18 protein-coding genes and 2 tRNA genes are annotated in these 20,141 nt (G+C 70.3%); 8 read left to right on the top strand and 12 right to left on the bottom strand.

Annotation, left to right across the window (positions count from 1 at the left end):
* Window positions 1-205: 205 nt before the first annotated feature.
* Both folC and BMY61_RS21985 read right to left on the bottom strand, forming a co-directional pair.
* Entirely contained in the window at window positions 206-1,546 is a 1,341-nt protein-coding gene (folC, locus tag BMY61_RS21990; RefSeq protein ID WP_042449257.1) for a bifunctional tetrahydrofolate synthase/dihydrofolate synthase, read from the bottom strand.
* Between the two features lie 252 nt (window positions 1,547-1,798).
* Window positions 1,799-4,426: a valine--tRNA ligase gene (locus BMY61_RS21985; protein ID WP_042449254.1), complete on the bottom strand. Its 2,628-nt coding sequence runs from the start codon at window positions 4,424-4,426 to the stop codon at window positions 1,799-1,801.
* 297 nt (window positions 4,427-4,723) lie between these two features.
* On the opposite strand from BMY61_RS21985, the gene BMY61_RS21980 reads away from it, so the two are divergent.
* Window positions 4,724-5,461: a peptidylprolyl isomerase gene (locus BMY61_RS21980; protein ID WP_042449385.1), complete on the top strand. Its 738-nt coding sequence runs from the start codon at window positions 4,724-4,726 to the stop codon at window positions 5,459-5,461.
* 56 nt (window positions 5,462-5,517) lie between these two features.
* On the opposite strand, the gene clpX is transcribed toward BMY61_RS21980, so the two are convergent.
* From clpX to BMY61_RS21955, 5 genes are all read right to left on the bottom strand, one after another.
* On the bottom strand, window positions 5,518-6,801 hold the full coding sequence (gene clpX, locus BMY61_RS21975; RefSeq protein ID WP_042449249.1) for an ATP-dependent Clp protease ATP-binding subunit ClpX: 1,284 nt from the start codon (window positions 6,799-6,801) through the stop codon (window positions 5,518-5,520).
* Between the two features lie 337 nt (window positions 6,802-7,138).
* Window positions 7,139-7,801, bottom strand: a complete 663-nt coding sequence (locus tag BMY61_RS21970) for an ATP-dependent Clp protease proteolytic subunit (protein WP_042449246.1) — start codon at window positions 7,799-7,801, stop codon at window positions 7,139-7,141.
* Between the two features lie 62 nt (window positions 7,802-7,863).
* The gene (locus BMY61_RS21965; RefSeq protein ID WP_042449384.1) at window positions 7,864-8,481 is read right to left on the bottom strand and encodes an ATP-dependent Clp protease proteolytic subunit; all 618 of its coding nucleotides are present in this window, start codon (window positions 8,479-8,481) and stop codon (window positions 7,864-7,866) included.
* 238 nt (window positions 8,482-8,719) lie between these two features.
* Window positions 8,720-10,120, bottom strand: coding sequence for a trigger factor (tig, locus tag BMY61_RS21960; protein WP_042449243.1), 1,401 nt, complete (start codon window positions 10,118-10,120; stop codon window positions 8,720-8,722).
* Window positions 10,121-10,374: 254 nt separating this feature from the next.
* Window positions 10,375-10,451 (bottom strand) — tRNA-Pro (locus tag BMY61_RS21955).
* Between the two features lie 131 nt (window positions 10,452-10,582).
* On the opposite strand from BMY61_RS21955, the gene BMY61_RS21950 reads away from it, so the two are divergent.
* Window positions 10,583-10,653 (top strand) — tRNA-Gly (locus BMY61_RS21950).
* Window positions 10,654-11,226: 573 nt separating this feature from the next.
* On the top strand, window positions 11,227-11,637 hold the full coding sequence (locus BMY61_RS21945) for a DUF1269 domain-containing protein (protein ID WP_052438784.1): 411 nt from the start codon (window positions 11,227-11,229) through the stop codon (window positions 11,635-11,637).
* Window positions 11,638-11,811: 174 nt separating this feature from the next.
* Here BMY61_RS21945 and BMY61_RS21940 read toward each other — a convergent pair whose 3' ends face one another.
* Window positions 11,812-12,573 carry a maleylpyruvate isomerase family mycothiol-dependent enzyme gene (locus BMY61_RS21940; protein WP_042449240.1) on the bottom strand — a complete coding sequence of 254 codons (762 nt, stop codon included), beginning with the start codon at window positions 12,571-12,573 and terminating at the stop codon, window positions 11,812-11,814.
* Window positions 12,574-12,680: 107 nt separating this feature from the next.
* On the opposite strand from BMY61_RS21940, the gene BMY61_RS21935 reads away from it, so the two are divergent.
* The 4 genes from BMY61_RS21935 to BMY61_RS21920 all read left to right on the top strand — a co-directional run bounded on the left by BMY61_RS21935 (window position 12,681) and on the right by BMY61_RS21920 (window position 15,903).
* Entirely contained in the window at window positions 12,681-13,223 is a 543-nt protein-coding gene (locus BMY61_RS21935) for a SigE family RNA polymerase sigma factor (protein ID WP_042449237.1), read from the top strand.
* Window positions 13,220-14,335 carry a hypothetical protein gene (locus BMY61_RS21930; protein WP_042449234.1) on the top strand — a complete coding sequence of 372 codons (1,116 nt, stop codon included), beginning with the start codon at window positions 13,220-13,222 and terminating at the stop codon, window positions 14,333-14,335. The genes BMY61_RS21935 and BMY61_RS21930 overlap by 4 nt, the downstream gene beginning before the upstream one ends.
* Window positions 14,336-14,667: 332 nt before the next feature.
* Window positions 14,668-14,964, top strand: coding sequence for a DUF3303 domain-containing protein (locus BMY61_RS21925; protein WP_042449232.1), 297 nt, complete (start codon window positions 14,668-14,670; stop codon window positions 14,962-14,964).
* Window positions 14,965-15,102: 138 nt separating this feature from the next.
* A complete protein-coding gene (locus tag BMY61_RS21920) occupies window positions 15,103-15,903 on the top strand; it encodes a DUF6348 family protein (protein WP_042449229.1) in 801 nt (266 codons plus the stop codon).
* 48 nt (window positions 15,904-15,951) lie between these two features.
* Here the strand turns inward: BMY61_RS21920 and BMY61_RS21915 are convergent, their stop codons facing one another.
* Window positions 15,952-16,149, bottom strand: coding sequence for a hypothetical protein (locus tag BMY61_RS21915; protein ID WP_042449218.1), 198 nt, complete (start codon window positions 16,147-16,149; stop codon window positions 15,952-15,954).
* Between the two features lie 249 nt (window positions 16,150-16,398).
* The gene (locus BMY61_RS21910; RefSeq protein ID WP_042449214.1) at window positions 16,399-17,559 is read right to left on the bottom strand and encodes a PP2C family protein-serine/threonine phosphatase; all 1,161 of its coding nucleotides are present in this window, start codon (window positions 17,557-17,559) and stop codon (window positions 16,399-16,401) included.
* Between the two features lie 130 nt (window positions 17,560-17,689).
* Between BMY61_RS21910 and BMY61_RS21905 the strand changes: the two genes are divergently transcribed.
* Window positions 17,690-18,226: a hypothetical protein gene (locus BMY61_RS21905; RefSeq protein WP_042449211.1), complete on the top strand. Its 537-nt coding sequence runs from the start codon at window positions 17,690-17,692 to the stop codon at window positions 18,224-18,226.
* Here BMY61_RS21905 and BMY61_RS21900 read toward each other — a convergent pair.
* Together BMY61_RS21900 and BMY61_RS21895 are read right to left on the bottom strand one after the other, a co-directional pair.
* Complete coding sequence (locus BMY61_RS21900; protein ID WP_042449208.1) at window positions 18,213-18,902, bottom strand: response regulator; 690 nt, start codon at window positions 18,900-18,902, stop codon at window positions 18,213-18,215. The genes BMY61_RS21905 and BMY61_RS21900 overlap by 14 nt on opposite strands.
* Window positions 18,899-20,128 carry a sensor histidine kinase gene (locus tag BMY61_RS21895; protein WP_143094465.1) on the bottom strand — a complete coding sequence of 410 codons (1,230 nt, stop codon included), beginning with the start codon at window positions 20,126-20,128 and terminating at the stop codon, window positions 18,899-18,901. Before BMY61_RS21895 ends, BMY61_RS21900 begins: the two co-directional genes overlap by 4 nt.
* Window positions 20,129-20,141: the final 13 nt, after the last annotated feature.

The following is a 20,141-nucleotide window of genomic DNA, read 5'->3' as shown; positions in this document are numbered from 1 at the left end:
GCGGCGCGGGGCTCCACCGATCTGCGGCTCCGCCGCGTGGGCGCGACCCGGTCAGTGATACCCCCGCAGGTAGTTGCACCATCCAGGGGCGCGGGGAACTGCGTGAGGAACCCACCCCGTGCGGATGGCCCTGCGCGTTCGGCGACTCACCACACAGGGTGGCTTGTCGCGCAGTTCCCCGCGCCCCTGACACTGCAACTGACGGTCAGCGCTTGCCCAAGAGGATGCGGGCCTCGCCGATGGTGATGATGGAGCCGGTGATGAGGACGCCGGCACCGCCGAGGTCGCCCTCCTCCTCGGCCAGGGTGACGGCCGCGTCGATCGCGTCGTCGAGGCGGGGCTCGACGTGGACGCGGTCCGCGCCGAAGACCTCGACGGCCAACTCGGCCAGGCGGTCCACGTCCAGCGCGCGCAGCGTGGAGTTCTGGGTGACCACGATCTCCGCGAGGACCGGCTCCAGCGCCTCCAGGACGCCGAGGACGTCCTTGTCGCCGCTCGGCGAGAACACGCCGACCAGGCGGGTGAAGCCGAAGGACTCCCCGATCGCGTCGGCGGTCACCCGGGCACCGCCCGGGTTGTGGGCGGCGTCCAGGACGATCGTCGGGCTGCGCCGGACGACCTCCAGACGGCCGGGCGAGGTGACGCCGGAGAACGCCGCGCGGACCTTGTCGATGTCCAGCGGCTCGGTGTGCGCGCCGCCGACCCCGAAGAAGCCCTCGACCGCGGCCAGCGCCAGCGACGCGTTCTGCGCCTGGTGCGCACCGTGCAGCGGGATGAAGATGTCCTCGTACTCGTGGCCGCCGATGCCCCGCAGGGTGACCATCTGGCCCCCGACGGCGACGTCGCGCCGCAGCACGCCGAACTCCATGCCCTCGCGGGCCACCGTCGCGTCGATCTCGACCGCGCGACGCAGGATCACCTCGGCGGCGTCCAGCGGCTGCTGCGAGACGACGGCGAGGCCGCCCTTCTTGATGATCCCGGACTTCTCGCCGGCGATCGCGGCGTGGGTGTCGCCGAGGCGGTCCATGTGGTCCAGCGAGATCGGGGTGATCACGGAGACGGCCGCGTCGATGACGTTGGTCGCGTCCCAGGTGCCCCCTATGCCGACCTCGACGACGGCCACGTCGACCGGCGCGTCGGCGAAGCAGGCGTACGCCATGGCCGTGATGACCTCGAAGAAGGACAGCGGGAACTCTTGCTGTGCGTCGACCATCCCGACGTAGGGCTTGATGTCCTCGTAGGTCCGCACGAACAGCTCGGGGCTGATCGGCTCACCGTCGAGGCTGATGCGCTCGGTGATCGACTCGACGTGCGGGCTGGTGTAGCGGCCGGTGCGCAACTCGAAGGTGCGCAGCAGCTGCTCGATCATGCGAGCGGTACTGGTCTTGCCGTTGGTGCCGGTGATGTGGATGGACGGATAGGACCGCTGGGGCTGGCCCAGGATGTCCATCAGCGCCCGGATCCGCTCCAGCGAGGGATCGAGTTTGGTCTCCGGCCACTTGGCGGCCAGTTCCGCGGCTACCGCGGTCAGCTCAGTGTCGCTCACGGCGCCAGTTTAGGGGCGTTGAGCGGCACTGATGCACCGCCTGCAGCGGGCAATGCCAGGGGCGCGGGGAACTGCGCGAGGACCACCGACGTGCGGATGGCCCTGCGCGTTCGGCGACTCACCACACAGGGTGGCTTGTCGCACAGTTCCCCGCGCCCCTGGAAGTGCAACTACCTGCGACGCCGGAGGGCTCAGACGGCTCGCGCCCACGCGGCGGAGCCGCATATCGGCAGAGCCCCGCGCCCCTGACCGCTACGCGGTCGGCAGCGCCGCCAGCTGGGCCGTGAGGCGCTCGATGTCCTCCGTGGCCTTGGCCAGGCGGCCGCGGATCTTGTCGATCGCGGCCTCGGCCGCCTTCGCCAGGAAGGCCTCGTTGCCGAGCTTGGCCTGCGCCTGCGCCAGCTCCTTCTCCGCTGCGGCGAGGTCCTTGCCGAGCCGCTTGCGCTCGGCCTCGACGTCGATCGCGCCGGAGAGGTCCAGCGCCACCGTCGCGCCCGCGATCGGGAGGGTGGCCGTCGCGTGGAAGCCCTCCTCCGCCATGGTCAGGCGCGCCAGCGACCGCAGCGCGCCCTCGTGGGCGACCAGCGAGGTGCCCTCCAGGGAGAGCTGCGCGGCGACCTTCTGGCCGGGCTTGAGGCCCTGCTCGGTGCGGAAGCGGCGGACCTCGGTGACGACCTGCTGCAGCAGCTCGATCTCCTTCTCCGCCGCCGCGTCCCGGAAGCCGCTGTCGGCCGGCCACGCGGCGACGACGACCGACTCGCCGCCGGTCAGCGTCGTCCACAGCGCCTCGGTGACGAACGGCGTGATCGGGTGCAGCAGTCGCAGCGTCACGTCCAGGACCTCGCCCAGCACGCGACGGGTGACGTCCGCGGCCGGGCCGCCCGCCATCAGCACGGGCTTGGTCAGCTCGACGTACCAGTCGAAGACCTCGTCCCAGGAGAAGTGGAACAGGGCGTCGGCCAGCTTGGCGAACTGGTAGTCCTCGTAGAGACCGTCCACCTCTGCGACCGTGGCGTTCAGCCGGGAGAGGATCCAGCGGTCGGCGGCGCTCAGCTGCTCGGCAGCGGGGAGCGGCCCGGAGACCGTCGCGCCGTTCATCAGCGCGAAGCGGGTCGCGTTCCAGATCTTGTTGCAGAAGTTGCGCGAGCCCTGGACCCAGTCCTCGCCGATCGGCACGTCCGCGCCGGGGTTGGCGCCCTTGGCGAGGGTGTAGCGGACGGCGTCGGCGCCGTAGGCGTCCATCCAGTCCAGCGGGTCGACCGCGTTGGGGTTGGACTTCGACATCTTCTTGCCGAACTCGTCGCGCACCAGGCCGGTCAGGGCGATGGTGTGGAACGGCGCCTGACCGTCCATCGCGTACAGGCCGAACATCATCATCCGGGCGACCCAGAAGAAGATGATGTCGTGGCCGGTCAGCAGCACGTCGGTCGGGTAGAACTTGGCCAGGTCGGGGGTCTGCTCGGGCCAGCCCAGCGTGGAGAAGGGCCACAGGCCGGAGGAGAACCAGGTGTCGAGGACGTCCTCGTCCTGGCGCCAGCCCTCACCCGTCGGCGGCTTCTCGTCGGGGCCGACGCAGACGACCTCGCCATCGGGGCCGTACCAGATCGGGATGCGGTGGCCCCACCACAGCTGGCGCGAGATGCACCAGTCGTGCATGTTGTCGACCCAGTCGAAGTAGCGGCGCTCCAGCTCCTTCGGGTGGATCTGGACCCGGCCGTCACGGACGGCGTCGCCGGCGGCCTCGGCCAGCGGGGCGACCTTGACCCACCACTGCATGGACAGCCGCGGCTCGACGACGGTGTGGCAGCGCGAGCAGTGGCCGACCGCGTGGACGTAGGGGCGCTTCTCGGCGACGATGCGGCCCTGCTCGCGCAGCGCGCCGACGACCGCCGACCGCGCCTCGAAGCGGTCCAGGCCGAGGAACGGGCCATGGACGGTGATCACGCCGCGCTCGTCCATGATGGTGAGGTTGGGCAGGTCGTGACGACGCCCGATCTCGAAGTCGTTCGGGTCGTGGGCCGGCGTCACCTTGACGGCACCGGTGCCGAACTCCGGGTCGACGTGCTCGTCCGCGACGACCGGGATGGTGCGGTCGGTGAGCGGCAGCTTGATCTGGCGGCCGATCAGGTGCGCGTAGCGCTCGTCCTCCGGGTGGACGGCCACGGCGGTGTCGCCGAGCATAGTCTCGGCGCGGGTGGTGGCCACGACGATGCTGTCGTCGCCCTCCCCGTAGCGGATGGAGACGAGCTCGCCGTCGCGGTCCTCGTGCTCGACCTCGATGTCGGACAGCGCGGTCAGACAGCGCGGGCACCAGTTGATGATGCGCTCGGCGCGGTAGATCAGCCCGTCCTCGAAGAGCTGCTTGAAGATGGTGAGGACGGCCGCGGACAGCCCCTCGTCCATGGTGAAGCGCTCGCGGGACCAGTCCACGCCGTCGCCGAGGCGCTTCATCTGGCCGAGGATCCGGCCGCCGTACTCCTGCTTCCACTGCCAGGTGCGCTCGACGAAGGCCTCACGGCCGATGTCGTGGCGGGACAGGCCCTCCTCGGCGAGCTGCTGCTCGACCTTGTTCTGGGTGGCGATACCGGCGTGGTCCATGCCGGGCAGCCACAGGGCCTCGTAGCCCTGCATGCGCTTGCGGCGGACGAGGGCGTCCATCAGCGTGTGCTGGAAGGCGTGGCCCAGGTGCAGCGAGCCGGTGACGTTGGGCGGCGGGATGACGATGGTGTACGGCGGCTTCTCGCTCTTCGCGTCCGCCGTGAAGTAACCGCGCTCTACCCAGCGCTCGTACAGCGGCCCCTCTACCTGAGCCGGCGTGTACTGCGTCGGCAATGTCTCGAGGGCGCTGTCGACCCCGGCGTCGGCGGGGTGCTGGTTCATTTCGGTCACGACGGCAAGTTTAGAGGGCACACGTCCATGGTCACGAACGCCTTTCCCAGGCTGCACCGGAGGCGATGGACAGGAACCGGCGCCACTGGTCCGGTGATCGTCATGCCGATCCGTCCTCCTCCGCCAGGTGGCCGCGGTGAGCAGGTAGCCACCGACACCTGGGCGTGCCTCGTTCGTGCCGCGTCACCTGGAGCGGTCACACTTGTGTGCTGACAGACAGGCAACGGGGCACGACTGGTTGGAGGAGCACAGGTGAGCGAGGACCCGGGCGCCGCGCGGCGGGCACGGATGGAGGCGCTGCGCGCCCAGGAGCAGGCCAAGGCACGGCAGCGCAGGATGCTGGGCATCGGGGCGGTGGTGCTGGTGGTGCTGCTGGCCACCGGCGGCATCCTGTGGGCGACGCTGGGCTCGTCGTCGAAGTCGCCGTCCGCTTCGGCCGCGTCGGGCGCGTTCTGCGGGAACGTCGCCTCGGGTGACCCGAGCACCAAGCAGTGGTCGCAGCCGCCGGCCATGAGCATCGACACCAAGGCGACGTACACCGCGACGCTGAAGACGTCCTGCGGCGACATCGGCCTGAAGCTGGACGCCGCGCACGCGCCGAAGACGGTGAACAGCTTCCTCTTCCTGGCGCAGCAGGGCTTCTTCGACCACAGCCACTGCCACCGGCTCACCACCAACGGCATCTACGTGCTGCAGTGCGGCGACCCGACCGCGACGGGCACCGGCGGCCCCGGGTACAAGTTCGACGACGAGTACCTGAACGACCCGGCGATCCAGGGCGGCACCTACCCGGCGGGCACCCTGGCCATGGCCAACTCCGGCCCCAACACCAATGGTTCGCAGTTCTTCCTGGTGTACAAGGACAGTCAGCTCTCGCCGAACTACACGCCGTTCGGCACCATCACCTCGGGGCTGGACATCCTCACCCACATCGCCCAGGACGGCAGCGACAACTCCAACGGCCAGGGCGACGGCAAGCCCAACGACACCGTAGTGATCAACTCGGTGCCGGTCGTCAAGCACTGACACGAAAGGGGGCCCGGGGCTTCGCGCCCCGGGCCCCCTTTTCGTCTGCTGACGCGTTACGCGCTCTTGTCGCGGCGCTCGCGCTGGGTGCGCAGGTCGCGCGGGACCAGCGTCGGGTTCACGTGCTTGAGCACGACGTCCTCGTCGACGACCACGCGGGCGACGTCCTTGCGCGAGGGAACCTCGTACATGACGGACATCAGCACCTCCTCCATGATCGCGCGCAGGCCGCGGGCGCCGGTGGAGCGCTTGATCGCCTGGTCGGCGATGGCCTCCAGCGCCTCGGCGGTGAACTCCAGCTCCACGCCGTCCAGCTCGAAGAGCCGGCGGTACTGCTTGACCAGCGCGTTCTTCGGCTCGGTGAGGATCTGCAGCAGCGCCTCGCGGTCGAGGTTGTGCACCGAGGTGATCACCGGCAGACGGCCGATGAACTCGGGGATCATGCCGAACTTGACCAGGTCCTCCGGCATGACCTCGCGGAACGTGTCGCTCGCGTCGATCTCGTGCTTCGAGCGGATCTGGGCGCCGAAGCCGATGCCCTTCTTGCCCGCGCGGCCCTCGATGATCCGCTCCAGGCCGGAGAAGGCACCACCCACGATGAACAGCACGTTCGTGGTGTCGATCTGGATGAACTCCTGGTGCGGGTGCTTGCGCCCGCCCTGCGGCGGCACCGAGGCCGTCGTGCCCTCGAGGATCTTCAGCAGCGCCTGCTGCACGCCCTCGCCGGAGACGTCACGCGTGATCGACGGGTTCTCGCTCTTGCGGGCGACCTTGTCGATCTCGTCGATGTAGATGATCCCGGTCTCGGCCTTCTTGACGTCGTAGTCCGCCGCCTGGATCAGCTTGAGCAGGATGTTCTCGACGTCCTCGCCGACGTAGCCGGCCTCCGTCAGCGCCGTGGCGTCCGCGATCGCGAACGGCACGTTCAGCATCCGGGCCAGGGTCTGCGCCAGCAGCGTCTTGCCGGAGCCGGTGGGGCCCAGCAGCAGGATGTTGGACTTGGCCAGCTCGATGCCGTCGTCGCGGCCGTGCTTGCCGTTCTCGCCCGCCTGCACGCGCTTGTAGTGGTTGTAGACGGCGACGGAGAGGGCCTTCTTGGCGGTCTCCTGGCCGACGACGTAACCGTCGAGGAACTCGTAGATCTCACGAGGCTTCGGCAGCTCCTCGAAGCGGACCTCGGAGGTCTCCGCGAGCTCTTCCTCGATGATCTCGTTGCACAGGTCGATGCACTCGTCGCAGATGTACACGCCTGGCCCGGCAATGAGCTTCTTCACCTGCTTCTGGCTCTTGCCACAGAACGAGCACTTGAGCAGGTCGCCACCGTCACCGATGCGTGCCACGAGGTGCTTCCCCTTCGCCAAAGGCTCCCTGGGGGGCGGAGCCTGGTGCTTGGTATCCGACGGTACTCCGTCAGGAGCCGCGATTCGCCGTCTTCGACGGCTTCCCACTTCCGCCCTGGGCGAATAAACGAATCGGCCGGATCAGGATGTCGGTACTCACGATGGTGCCAGGCGTCGCCCCCGGCTCCAAGAGCGGGGGGCGGACTGGCCACGTGGTGCTGGTCTCAGCCGCGCCTGAGCTGCGGCGCTGTGCCTGAGCCGGGGCACCCCGGGCGCGGTCACGGACCGCACCCGGGGAGTCACCCGGCGCTTGGCGCAGGAGCGACTGCGTGCCGGATCAGACCTCGGCAGAGCTCTTGCGGGTGGAGATGATCTGGTCGATGAAGCCGTACTGCAGCGACTCCTCGGCCGTGAGGATCTTGTCGCGCTCGATGTCCTCGGAGATCTCCTGCTGGGTCTTGTTCGAGTGCTTGGACAGCAGCGTCTCCAGCAGCTCACGCATGCGCTGGATCTCGGCGGCCTGGATCTCCAGGTCGGAGACCTGGCCACGGCCCGTCTCGGTGTACGGCTGGTGGATCAGCACGCGGGCGTTCGGCAGCGCCATGCGCTTGCCCGGCGTACCGGCGGCCAGCAGCACGGCGGCGGCGGACGCCGCCTGACCCATGCAGACCGTCTGGACGTCGGGCTTCACGAACTGCATGGTGTCGTAGATCGCCGTCAGCGCGGTGAAGGAGCCACCGGGCGAGTTGATGTACATGGAGATGTCCCGGTCCGGGTCCATCGACTCCAGGCAGATCAGCTGCGCCATGATGTCGTTCGCGGAGGCGTCGTCGACCTGGGTGCCCAGGAAGATGATGCGCTCCTCGAAGAGCTTGGCGTAGGGGTTGTACTCGCGGTAACCCTGCGACGTGCGCTCGACGAACGTCGGCAGGATGTAGCGGCCCTCGGCGATCATGTTCTCGACGCGCCCCTGCGCGGCGGACAGGCTGGGGATGTTCATCGGGTTCTTCCGTCCTCCGGACGATGGTCGGCTGGCTGGCGACTCGGTGCTGGTGCGCGGGCTCAGGCGCCCGTGCCACCGCCACCGGGGACGTCCGAGGCGCTGTGCATGATGGCGTCGATCAGGCCGTACTCCTTGGCCTCGACCGGGGTGAACCAGCGGTCGCGGTCGGAGTCCTTGGTGATCTGCTCCGCCGTCTGACCGCTGTGCTCGGCGATCAGTTCGGCCATCCGGTGCTTCATCCGGACCAACTGCTGGGCCTGGATGCGGATGTCGGTGGCGGAGCCGCCGAGGCCGGCCGACGGCTGGTGCATCAGGATCTCGGCGTTCGGCAGCGCGAAGCGCTTGCCCTTGGCGCCGGCCGTCAGGAGGAACTGACCCATCGAGGCGGCCATGCCCATCGCGATGGTGACCACGTCGTTCTTGATGTACTGCATGGTGTCGTAGATCGCCATGCCGGCGGTCACCGAGCCACCCGGGGAGTTGATGTAGAGAAAGATGTCCTTCTCCGGGTCAGCGGCCAGGAGCAGCAGCTGAGCGGTGATCTTGTTCGCGATGTCGTCGTCGACCTGCTGTCCGAGGAAGATGATGCGCTCGTTGAGCAGACGGTTGTAGACCTGGTCTCCCAGACCGCCACCGCCGATGTCGCCGGCAGCACGCGGGGTCACAAGCCCGGGCATCGAGATCTGCGGAATCGTCACGTATCCACCTGCTCGTTGTTGACACGACGGCTGGTCGTCGAAGGCCGCCGTCACAGCGTTTCCACCGACCCTAACGCGCAGTACTGGTCCGGCCATCCCTCAAAACCGACCTGTTCGCTTTGAGCGTCACAGCGCGTGCTGTGGGCGAACAAGGGAACGCAGCAGGGCCCGGACCGCGTCACCGCGGTCCGGGCCCTGCTGATCAGGAACCTGAGGCTCAGGCCTCCTCGGTCTCCTCGGCCGCAGCCTCGACCTCGACGGTCTCGACGGCCTCGGACACCTCGTCCTCGTCCTCGTCGTCGGCGAAGTCGACGACGTTGCCCTCGGTGTCGAGGACCTTGGCGGCCTCGACGACGGACGCCAGGGCCTTTCCGCGGACGACCTCACCGACGAGCAGCGGCACCTGGCCACCCTGGACGACCTGCTGGGCGAACTGGTCCGGCGTCAGGCCGGAGCCGGCGGCACGGCGCAGCAGGTGCTCGGTGAGCTCCTCCTGGGAGACACCCAGCTCCTCCTTGGCCGCGATGGCGTCCAGCACGAACTGGGTCTTGATGCCCTTCTTCGCCTGCTCCTCGAGCTCGGCGTCGAACTCCTCGGCCGTCTTCTCCTGAAGCTTCAGCCAGGCGTCCATGTCGATGCCCATCTGGGGCAGCTGGTGGTGCTCCAGGTTGTGCTTGCGGGTCTGGATCTCGTCCGCGAGCAGCTTCTCCGGGTACGGCATGTCGACGAGCTCGAGCAGCTTGTCGAGGACGCGCTCCTGGGCCTGGGTGGCCTGGTCGAACTCCTTCATGCGGGCGAGCCGCTTGCGGGAGTCGTCCTTCAGCTCGTCCAGGGTGTCGAACTCGGACGCCATCTGGGCGAACTCGTCGTCCAGAGCCGGGAGCTCCTTCTCCTGCACCGCGGTGACGGTGACGGTGACCTCGGAGTCCTTGCCCTCGGCGGAGCCACCCTTGAGCTCGGTGGTGAAGCTCTTGGAGCCGCCGGCCTCCAGGCCGATGACGGCCTCATCGATGCCGTCCAGCAGGCGGCCGGAGCCGATCTCGTAGGTCACGCCGGTGGCGGTGCCGTCCTCGGGGACCTCACCGTCGACCTTGGCCTCGAGGTCCACGACCACGACGTCGCCCTCGGCGGCGGCGCGCTCGACGGCCTTGACCGAGGAGAAGCGCTCGCGCAGCTGCTCCAGGCTCTTGTCGACGTCCTCGTCGGTGACCTCGATCGGGTCGACCTCGACCTCGATGGAAGCGAAGTCGGGGAGCTCGATCTCGGGACGGATGTCCACCTCGGCGGTGAACTTCAGGTCGCCGCCGTCGACGAGCTGCTCGACACCCTCGATCTCGGTGATCTCCGGCTGGCCGAGGACGTCGATCTTGCCCTCTTCGACCGCCTGGCCGTAGAACTTCGGCAGCGCGTCGTTGACGGCCTCCTCCAGCACGGCACCGCGGCCGAAACGCTGGTCGATGACGCGAGCCGGGATCTTGCCCTTACGGAAACCCGGAACCGTGACCTGCTGGTTGATCTTCTTGTACGCCGCGTCGAGGCTGGGCTTGAGCTCCTCGAAGGGCACCTCGACGGTGAGTCGAACCCGGGTCGGGTTCAGAGTCTCCACGGCGCTCTTCACGGTTGGGTCTCCTTGGGGGCTTTACGGTCGGATGTCCGCCGCGAGCCTCGATTCGGACACGCGGCGAGACGGGTGATGCGTCCTGGTGACTATCGCCCGCCGGGCTGGTTCGGTGGACTCCACTCACCCGCGAGCTGTTGCCGCGGTGCGCAGACGCCACCAGCGACCCATCCTACCGGTACCACAAACGGCCTTCGCCCCGACGGCCCTGGCAACTGTTTCCGCAGCTCAGCGCGGCCGTGCTCATCCCTGCATGGTCGGGGTGACCGGATTCGAACCGACGACCTTCCGCTCCCAAAGCGGACGCGCTACCAAACTGCGCCACACCCCGTTCGTCTCGCGAGACGTAGCGTACATGCTGCACGCTCGCCACCTGAGCGAATTCACCCGCGACGCCGCCCAGCTCAAGTGGTGTGCATCCCCCCGCCCGCGTCCGCTACCCTGATCCACGGCGCAAGCCCCGCGGGCGTAGCTCAATGGTAGAGCCCTAGTCTTCCAAACTAGCTACGCGGGTTCGATTCCCGTCGCCCGCTCGTATGCCGAAGGCCCAGGTCAGGGACATGATCCCCAGCCTGGGCCTTTCGCGTTCCAGGAGTCCCGCTCCCCCGTCGCGCCGGCAGCGGCGGCGAGATTGTTCCTGGTGGGTCACAGAGCGAGGAAGTGGTTCCGGCGGGGCGTCGCGCCCTTGGCTCCGATGAGACCTGATCATCGGCGTTCGGCTCGGAGTGGGAGTCAAGGCGCTCGCGCGGCACTTGGCCCCACCCCGACGCGATCGGCACCCACTGCCCGGTCGCCCCCGCACGTCCGCGCTCCACCAACCGCAGGGGATGGATCCCACTCAGCCAGACACTCGGCTCGCAGGCCGATGCGGCCAGGAGCGCCATGCCCGACCGGATCAGGACCGCTGCCACCCAGCCGACGAAGGCGCTGGGTCCTGAAACGCCGGGTATGTCGGGATAGCCTGGATGGGCAGGCAGGAGTAGACCCCGGCATGGCCGTCACCGACACCGCCGAGCAGGATCAGGCGCCCCGCCCGAGACGGCATGACGTTCCCAATGGCACACAAAGGTGCGCATCGTGGTCCGCCTGGCAGGAGGAGCGAGTCGATGTCAACGACGGCATGGCGATTCAGCGGTACCGAAGGGGCCGATGAGGCAGCCCTCAGGCTCAAGCAGCTGAGTGGCCAGGAGCTCATCGATGTACGAGATGTGGCGGTGCTTCGCTGGCCGCTGTACGCGTCGGGACCCCAGGTGCAGGAGCATGTGACCGACGAGGGCAGCAAGGCCGCCTCGTTCGCCAAGAAGCTCAGCAAGACCGGCATCGACGGATCGATGATCGAGTCGGTGAAAGGTGACATGACGCCGGGAACCTCGGCGCTTGTGTTCCTGAGCGGCGACGCCGTGATCGACACCGCCCTGAAGGCGTTCGAGGGACGCGCCATGGATCTGATGCGCTCGGACCTTTCGGTGCAGCAAGAGGATCAGCTGCGGGCCGCTTTCAGCGATCCGCCCACGTAGAAGCGGTGATCCGCACGGCAGCACGTCCCTGGTGCGTGCCCATGCCCGTGCCCGCCACGTGCCCGTCCCCTTCGACGCCGAAGGCCCAGCTCAGGGACATGATCCCTGGGCTGGGCCTTTCGTGTTCCGCCGGCCGCGGACGCCGAAGGCCGCGGCCGCCGGCCTGTCGACCGGCTACTCCTCCGGCTCCCAGGCGATCAGCTGCTCGAACACCTGCGGGTCGCCGTCGATCTTCACGTCGCTCATGGTGAGGCGGCCCCACATGAAGAGCAGCAGCTGCTCGGCCGTGCCCGTGGCCGAAGCGGAGGCGGGCGGGGCGTCGGCCGTGAGGGGCGCGGGCCAGGCGCCGGTGTCGTCCAGCGCGAGGAGCCAGGAGCGGCCCTCGGTGGCGTGGTAGTGGATGATGGCGGCCTCGTGCGGCCAGGCCGCCGGGGTGGAGTTGCAGGTGTCGAGGAACTCGGCCACGCCGTCGACCGCCACGTCCGCCGGCATCGGCTGCACAGCGCCGGCTGCGAGCTGGGCGTCGTAGGTGTGCACCAGGATCTCGTGCACCCGGCGCCGGGCAACGCCCCGGGCGTTCGCCGGCGACACGCCGGCGCTCCACCACGTCCAGCACCCGCGCTCCGGGCCGGCCTCGCGCAGCGCACTCAGCAGCAGTTCGTTCGACTCGGTGAACCAGGCCAGCAGCGCCTCGAGCTCGCGCGGCGCCTTCACGGCCTCCTTGGCCGGCGGAGCCTCGGCCGGGCCCGCGGTGACGATCGCGGCCCACCAGCGCTGGCCCGTCCCCAGGTGCTGCACCAGATCGAACACCGTCCACTCGGGGCAGGACGGCACCGGCGCGTCAAGGCCGGGCGCGGCAGCAACCGCACTCCTGAACGCGGCCGACCGCTCGTCGATCAGCTGCAGCAGGGCGGAATACTCAAGACTCTCTGTCACATCGCTTGTCTATCATCCCAGCTCAGCCGACCGCGCCCGATTTTCCAGGCGGCTTCCGTGCAACCGAACGCCCTCCTGCTGCATTAGGGCGGCGAAAGGAGGTGGCTGTGAGAGAGACGGACACCGATGAGGACGAGGAGTTCGCCGAGTTCGCCGCGTCGCGGGCACCGTGGCTGCGCCGGACCGCGTATCTGCTGTCGGGCGACTGGCACACCGCCGACGACCTGACCCAGACGGCGATCACCAGCCTGTACCTGCACTGGCCGCGGGTACGTCGGATGGAGAACCCGGACGGCTACGCACGCACCACCCTGGTCAACGCCTTCCTGGCCGAGCGCCGTTCACCCTGGCGACGGGTACTGCTGCGGTTCGAGAAGGAGCCGCTGTCACCCGTCACCGACCTGGACGCGATCCTCGACCTGCGCCAGGCGCTCGCCGCGCTGCCGCCGCGGCAGCGGGCCACGGTCGTGCTGCGCTACTACTGCGACCTGGGCGTCGAACAGACCGCCGAGGCGCTCAACTGCTCGCTGGGCACGGTCAAGAGCCAGACCGCTCGCGGCCTCGAGGCGCTGCGTCGCGCGCTGGAACTGCGGCATCACCACGACCGGCAGCAGCCTCTTCACCCCGTCACGGAAGGCAACCGGACATGACCGGTAGGACGGACCTCGACGACCTGCAGGAACACAGCCTCACCCTGGAGCTCGGCGCCCTCGCGCACGCTGCGGACGCCCCGCCCAGCCGCGTCGACATCCCGGCCGCCGTCCAGTCCGGCCGGCGCCTGCGCCGCCGGCGGCGCCGGGTCCGCCTCGGCGCCACGGCGCTGGCCCTCACGGCCGTCACCGTCGGCGCACTCCTGGCCGGGCCCGGGCACGCCCCGACGCCCGTCCCTGCCGACGTCCAGCGAGGACCGGCCGACGGCTGGCAGGGGCCGGCCCGCTGGCACCTCCCGGGCCGCGTCGACCCACACGATCCGATCCGCAGCACGGCCCAGTTCGGCTGGCTGCCCCCGGGAGCCGGCGCGAAGGGGTACACGCAGACCGGCTGGAGGTCGGACGCCCTCGCGAGCGGCAAGGCAGCGCCGGGCGCCGAGATGCGCGAGACGTTCCGCCTGTTCGTCTATCCGCGCGGCGTGGACCCGGCCGTGAAGGGTGCTCGGGACCCCGCGATGAAGTACCGGCTGCCCGCACCGGACGTCAACGGCCGCCGCGCGTACTGGGCGACCTCGAACGCCGGCCAGCCTGTCAGCACCATGGAGAGCCTCCTGCGCTGGCAGAGCGCGGACGGCCGGTGGGTCGAACTGACCGCGCAGTACGTGCCCGTCCCCGGCCAGGAGCGCACACTGCTGCGCATCGCGGCGTCGGCCACGGTGGCCGACAGTGCTGTCCCGGTGCCGGTGTCGATCACCGACCTCCCGGAAGGTTCAACGGGCGACGACAGCGGCTTCGGCATGGACAACTGGCTGTCCGACGACACGAGCGACACGAACTGGAGCGTGGCGATCGGCTGGCAACTGCACGGTTACGACATCTCACTCACGGCAGCCCCCTACACCGAGGCGACGGATCAGCAGTTGCGGCAGCTCGCCTCTCATGAGCAGCAGGCGTGCGAAACCGTCAAGGGCCTGGACGTCTGCCTCACCCACAACGGGCCGGACAAGGCACCCGCCGCCCTCACGGCAGTCGGTGGCCTGAAGGGCTTGCTGAAGCACGTCCGGGTGTTCGGTCTGGATCCGGCGAACTGGACCACTCACGTGCTGCCCTGAAGGGCCTCGGACACCGACCGGATTTCGTCCGGTGTGCCGGTGACACGGTTGCGGTACAGCGCCGAAGTACAGCAACCGTGTCACCCGCAGGATTCACGGATCGCTGCGGCTCATCGAACCATCCGAGCAACACGGCCTGCGGGCAGTTGCTTGAATGCCCGTCATGCCGGGGGTACTGCAGATGAGCGCTGGGTGCCGACGCCACGGTGCCGGGACGTCGGAACGTACCCGGACGGCCCGGGTGCCCCCGCGCCCGTGGGTGTCCCCGCGCCGCAAGAGGGGGCCGGGTCTAGCGTGGGAGGGTAGGTATCTCCTCGTCCGAAGGAGGCGCCATGCTCTACGTCATGACCCTCGAGTGGCAGCCCGGCCTCAGCCGGGAGGAGCGGGACGGTGCGCTCGCGCGGCGGGCCGGGTGGACGTATCCACCGGGGTTGACCGTGGAGGGCGAGTACTGGCTCGGGGCGGAGAACCCCGCCGTGGTGATCGTGTTCCAGGCGGAGAGCTTCACGCCGATCATGGAGGTCTCGCTGGCCTGGGGGGACAAGTTCAAGATCACCGCCTATCCGGCCGTGACCGCCGCCGAGGGACTCGCGGCAGGCGCGGAGGCGCTCGGACGGCGCGTGGCCTGAAGGGGCTCGGCGGACGCCCGCCGCGCCGGGCTGGGGGCACCCCGGCCCGGTCGGGCCACCCGGTGGAGCGGACCTTGTGAACACCCGCGCGCGGTACGCTCTGCGCGGCTTCACGAGGGCTTCACGAGAGGCGGCAGGTTGCAGGCCGATCAGCGGCTGGACGTGATACGGCGCAGCGTGGTGCGGGAGATGGCCGCGCTGGGGCGGCGGTTCCACGTCGACGAGCAGGTCGTGCGCGGCCCGGGGCGCACCGCCGTGGCCGTGCGCGAGCACCGTGACGCGGGGGCCGAGGCGGGCGTCGCGCCGCACCTGGACCTCGGATACGTGCTGCGGCTGGGCGACGGCGAGGGGCCGGTCGTCTGGGACTGCGTGAGCGGCCTGGGGCGCACCGAGGAGCAGCGGCTGGAGAACGGGGTGCGCATGTGGCGCACCACGACGGCGAGCGCCGTCGTCGAGCTGCTGGAGCGCCGCGGGCTGCACGGGGACGTCTTCGCTCCGGACGCGGTCGCGGGCGCGCCGGGCTGGTACACCGTGCAGGGGCCGGCGGCCGTCTTCGGGTTCCGCAGTGCGCCGCTGAGCGAGTGGGTGGAGGCCCACCACCTCTTGCCGACCCTGGCCGCGCAGGTGCTGCCGCGGCTGGACGACCGCGCGTTGCACGGCGTGCGGCTCTTCTTCGGCGGGCGGGCCGGTGACGAGGTGGCCGAGGTGCGCGTCGACGGAGAGCCGGTGGCCGCCGCGTCGGCGGCACTGCGGACGCTGGCCTGGCCTCGCGGGGAGCACCTCGCCTGGGCGCGGTGCTTCCTGCTGCTGACCCGCGACCCGGACGCGCTGCGGGACGCGGAGGCGACGACGGGCACGCCGACGTCCACGCCGCGGAACGCGAGGTGGGCGATCGGTCAGCCGCCCACACCCGCAGGCCTGTTGCGCCGCCTGCTCTAGCCGGCCGCACCGGCCGACCACTCAGACCGACCGCTCAGGCCGACCGCTCTAGTGGGTGATCTGGTTGACCGTGTTGGCGATCTGGGTCAGGAAGGCCTGGATCGGAGCCGCCGCCGAGGTCTTGGCCAGAAAGAAGCCGAAGAGGATGGCCAGCACCGTGTATCCGACCTTCATGCTCTTGTTCCGGATGAAGACGATGAGCAGAATCCCCAACAGGACGACAGCAGAGATGGAGAAGGTTGTCACGGGCCCCACTTCCTCGCTTCGAGCGTGACGACGGCTACGTCAACAGCTGAGGGACGCCCGGCGCCGGGAGCACAACGCCGCGTCACCACGGCATCACCCCCAGCTCACGCTCGCCCGCCTAGCCAGTCTCTCCGGATCAACGGGCTCCGTAAAGCGGTTCTGACTCACACTCCACTGCCGGAGTGCACAATCAGCCGAGATTGTCCGAAGATCGTGTGACGGATGGTACAAGTGCGGCCAGCGATACGCCTATTCGCGCCAGAGCAACAACAGGGCCCGGTCGTCGCTGCGGTCCTTGGCCACCCGCTCGATCAGCCGCCAGGCGGAGCCGGAGAAGGTCGTGCCGATCAACCGGTCGGCCTCGCCCATGAGTCGGTCCATGCCCTCGGACAGGTCCCGGCCCGGGGCCTCGACCATGCCGTCCGTGCAGAGCATCAGCACGTCGCCGTGGCCCAGCACCCCGCGCACGCCCTCGAACTTGGCGCCGTCGTAGATGCCGAGGAGCGGACCCTCGGCCTCCTTGGTCGCCCAGCGACCGGTGCCGTTGACCCGCTGCATGCCCGGCAGGTGACCCGCCGACAGCAGCTCGTACTCACCGGTGTCCAGATCCAGCACCAGATGCACCGCGCTGGCGAAGCCCTCCTCCCAGCCCTGGCGCAGCAGGTAGCCGTTGGCGGCGGGGAGGAAGTCGTGCGGCGGCAGTGAGCCGAGCAGGCCACCGAAGGCGCCGGAGAGCAGCAGGGCCCGAGAGCCCGCGTCCATGCCCTTGCCGGAGACGTCGGCGAGCACCGCCTCCAGCACGCGCTTGCCGGTGCCGGTGCGGGCCGCGACGACGAAGTCGCCGGAGAAGGACTGCCCGCCGGCCGGACGCAACGCCATCTCCGCGTGCCAGCCGGCCGGGAGCGAGGGGATGCGGCTCTGCACCTTGAGCCGCTCGCGCAGGTCGAAGAGCATCGACCCGCCACGCCGCCAGGGCACGCCGACGCGGTTGCGGAACTGCGCGAGGACCAGACCCACCGCACCGACCGCGCCGACGGTCAGCACGCAGCCGGGCGTCACCCGCCCCGGCCAGCCGCTGTCGTACGGGCCGAGCAGCACGGACTCCGCGGCGAGCGCGGCGGCAGCCGCGGCGTAGAGGAGCACGAGGCTGCTGGGGCGCAGCAGCAGCGCACCCGAGATCACCGGCAGCACGAGCGCGGTCGGCGGGAACCAGACCGGCAGGGTGATGGTGGCGAGGGCCAGCAGCGGCACGACCAGCAGCAGGGCGGCGAACGCGATCCAGTCCGCGCCGTCCCCCCGGAAGTAGTCCACGGCAGCGCGGCGCACCCGACGCCAGGCCCGTCGCTGCGCCCTGCGCAGGCGGACCGTACGGGTGTCGTCCGGGTGTCCCCCGGTCTCGCGGCGTGCCATGTTCCGGAGACCCTACCGAGCGCCACCGTCACCCGTCGACGGATCGCGGATGTGGGCTGCAACGATCGCGCCATTTTCGGGCTCGGGGGCGGTGCGACCCGACGCCCGCGCACGAGCTACCGTCTTGCCCATGTCGACCCTGACCTCCCGCCGGACCCGCACGATGAGGGTGCAGACCGGCCTGCCCATGTTGATCCTGGTGGCCGTCGTCGGGCCGCTGCTGGTGTGGTGGGGCGGGTACGAGGCCGCGCACGCGGCGGGGCTCGCGGGGACGCCCGGGACCGTGAAGGTGGCCTCGTGCCGGACGGTCCCGCAGCCGAAGGGCTCCTACATCGGCTGTACCGGCGTGTTCCGCTCGACGGACGGCACGGTCACCGACCCGGCCGCACTGGTCTCCAGCCCGCTGCGGGTCGCGCCGGGCAGCACGCTGGACGTCGACCGGACGGGAGCCGGGGACTACGGCCGGATCAGCCTGCAGCGTGCGGTGGGGTGGTTCGCCCTGTTGCTGTTCGGGCTCAGCATGGCCTGCATGTCGCCGGCGGGGCTGCTCGACCGGCGCGGCTCCGCCCGCGCGGCGAACCGGTTCGGGTTCGCGGTGCTCACGCTCTTCGTCGGCGCGGCCGTCTTCGGCGTGATGGCGCTGGTGCTCTCCTTCACGATGCTGTAGGCGCCGCCGCAGGCCCGCCGCCCGGCCGGATCAGGCCGGACTCGTAGGCGGCGATGACCAGTTGCGCGCGGTCGCGGGCGGTCAGCTTGGTCAGCAGGCGGCCGATGTGCGTCTTGGTCGTCGACGGGCTGACATGGAGGCGTTCGGAGATCTCGGCGTTGGAGAGGCCGAGGCCGACGAGGGTCAGCACCTCGCGTTCGCGTTCCGTGATGTCCGCCAGGACGGCCGCGGGGGCCGCGGTGGGGATCGGGCCGCGGGTGAACTGCTCGATCAGGCGGCGGGTGATGCCCGGTGCGAGCAGGGCGTCACCGGCGGCGACGACCCGGATCGCGGCGAGCAGGTCGGCCGGGCGGGTGTCCTTGAGCAGGAACCCGCTGGCGCCCGCGTGGAGCGCCGAGAAGACGTACTCGTCCAGGTCGAAGGTGGTCAGCATGAGGACGCGGACGTCCGCGGTCGCCGGGTCGCCCGCGATCCGGCGGGCGGCCTCGATGCCGTCCATGACGGGCATGCGGACGTCCATCAGGACCACGTCCGGGCGGTGCAGGCGGGCGAGGGCGACCGCCTCCTCCCCCGTCTCCGCCTCGCCGACCGCCTCCAGGTCCGGCGCGGTGTCGACCAGCAGCCGGAAGCTCCCGCGCACGAGCGCCTGGTCGTCGGCGACGAGGACGCGGATCACGGGGAGACCTCCGGGGCGGCGAGCGGCAGGCCGGCGGTGACCCGGAAGCCGCCCGTCGGGAGCGGTCCGGCGTGCAGTTCGCCGCCGTACATGGTGACGCGTTCGCGCATGCCGGCGATGCCGTGTCCGGTGGGCCCGGTGTCGCGCGTCGTGGCGGCGGGCGCCGTCGGCGTCGCCGGGCCCGGGTCGGTGATCGCGAGCGTGACCGTCCGGTCGGTGAAGGCGAGGGCGACGGCACAGCGGTCCGCGCCCGCGTGCTTGACCACGTTGGTGAGCGACTCCTGCACGACGCGGAAGAGCGCCAGTTGCAGACCGGTGGGCAGGGACGGCGGGCGTTCGCCGGTCTCGGTCAGCTCCACGCGGACGCCCGCGTCCGCCGTGCGGGCGAGCAGCGCGTCGAGGTCGGCCAGGCCCGGCGTGGGCGCGTGCTCCGCACCGTGGCCGTCGGGGGTCCGCAGGACGCCCAGCAGGGCCCGCAGTTCACGCAGCGCTCCACGGCTGGTGTCCTCGATGGCGGTCAAGGCGCGTCGTGCCTCGTCCGGGCGCTCGGCGGCGACGTGGTTGGCGACGCCCGCCTGCACGGCGATCAGGCTCATCGAGTGCGCGAGCACGTCGTGCAGTTCACGCGCGATACGCAGCCGCTCGTCGCTCAGTGCGCGCTGGGCCTGCGCCAGTTCGGCCGCCGCACGCTGCTCCGCCTGCGCGCGCACCGCCGCGCTGTAGCGCCGCTGCTGCCCGACGACCAGGCCCAGGACCCAGCCGAGGGCCGCGACGGCCAACTGGCCGAGCACGGGCGCGGGACTGAAGAAGACCACGCGACCGGGACGCAGAGACAGATGCCCGGTCAGCCCTCCTGCGGCGAGGACGAGCGTGCCGACGAGCAGCCAGACGGACCGGCGCACCGGCAGCCCCTGGACGGCCGAGTAGAGCACGAAGCCGAGGGCGACCACTTGCAGCGGGAAGACCGTCAGCGAGGTGGTCAGGGCGAGCACGAGCGCACCCCGGATCAGCATCGGCTCCGGCCACAGCCGCCGGGTGGCGATCGCGCCGGCGCCGAGCAGCGCGCTGGGGACCACGGTCCAGGCCGGCCCCTCGGCCAGGCTGTGCTCCGCCCGCAGCAGGACGAGCAGCGACAGCAGGGCCGCCAAGCAGTCGAACCCGATCCAGTGGGCGTTCGTCAGCCGTCCGACCAACGGCGGGCGCAGCGGCGGTCTCAACGGGTCCATGAACCACACCGTA

The organism is Streptacidiphilus jiangxiensis (genome assembly GCF_900109465.1).
GTDB lineage: Bacteria > Actinomycetota > Actinomycetes > Streptomycetales > Streptomycetaceae > Streptacidiphilus > Streptacidiphilus jiangxiensis.
Note: the sequence above shows the minus strand (reverse complement) of the source record. Positions and strands in the feature narration are given on the sequence as shown.

Coding starts and splice junctions, on each gene's coding strand:
- BMY61_RS21905 (WP_042449211.1), top strand. CDS start 17,690: ATGTCGACCCTGACCTCCCGCCGGACCCGCACGATGAGGGTGCAGACC.
- BMY61_RS21970 (WP_042449246.1), bottom strand. CDS start 7,801: ATGAACATCCCCAGCCTGTCCGCCGCGCAGGGGCGCGTCGAGAACATG.
- BMY61_RS21925 (WP_042449232.1), top strand. CDS start 14,668: ATGCTCTACGTCATGACCCTCGAGTGGCAGCCCGGCCTCAGCCGGGAG.
- BMY61_RS21985 (WP_042449254.1), bottom strand. CDS start 4,426: ATGAACCAGCACCCCGCCGACGCCGGGGTCGACAGCGCCCTCGAGACA.
- BMY61_RS21910 (WP_042449214.1), bottom strand. CDS start 17,559: ATGGCACGCCGCGAGACCGGGGGACACCCGGACGACACCCGTACGGTC.
- BMY61_RS21945 (WP_052438784.1), top strand. CDS start 11,227: ATGTCAACGACGGCATGGCGATTCAGCGGTACCGAAGGGGCCGATGAG.
- BMY61_RS21930 (WP_042449234.1), top strand. CDS start 13,220: ATGACCGGTAGGACGGACCTCGACGACCTGCAGGAACACAGCCTCACC.
- BMY61_RS21895 (WP_143094465.1), bottom strand. CDS start 20,128: ATGGACCCGTTGAGACCGCCGCTGCGCCCGCCGTTGGTCGGACGGCTG.
- BMY61_RS21965 (WP_042449384.1), bottom strand. CDS start 8,481: ATGCCCGGGCTTGTGACCCCGCGTGCTGCCGGCGACATCGGCGGTGGC.
- BMY61_RS21980 (WP_042449385.1), top strand. CDS start 4,724: ATGGAGGCGCTGCGCGCCCAGGAGCAGGCCAAGGCACGGCAGCGCAGG.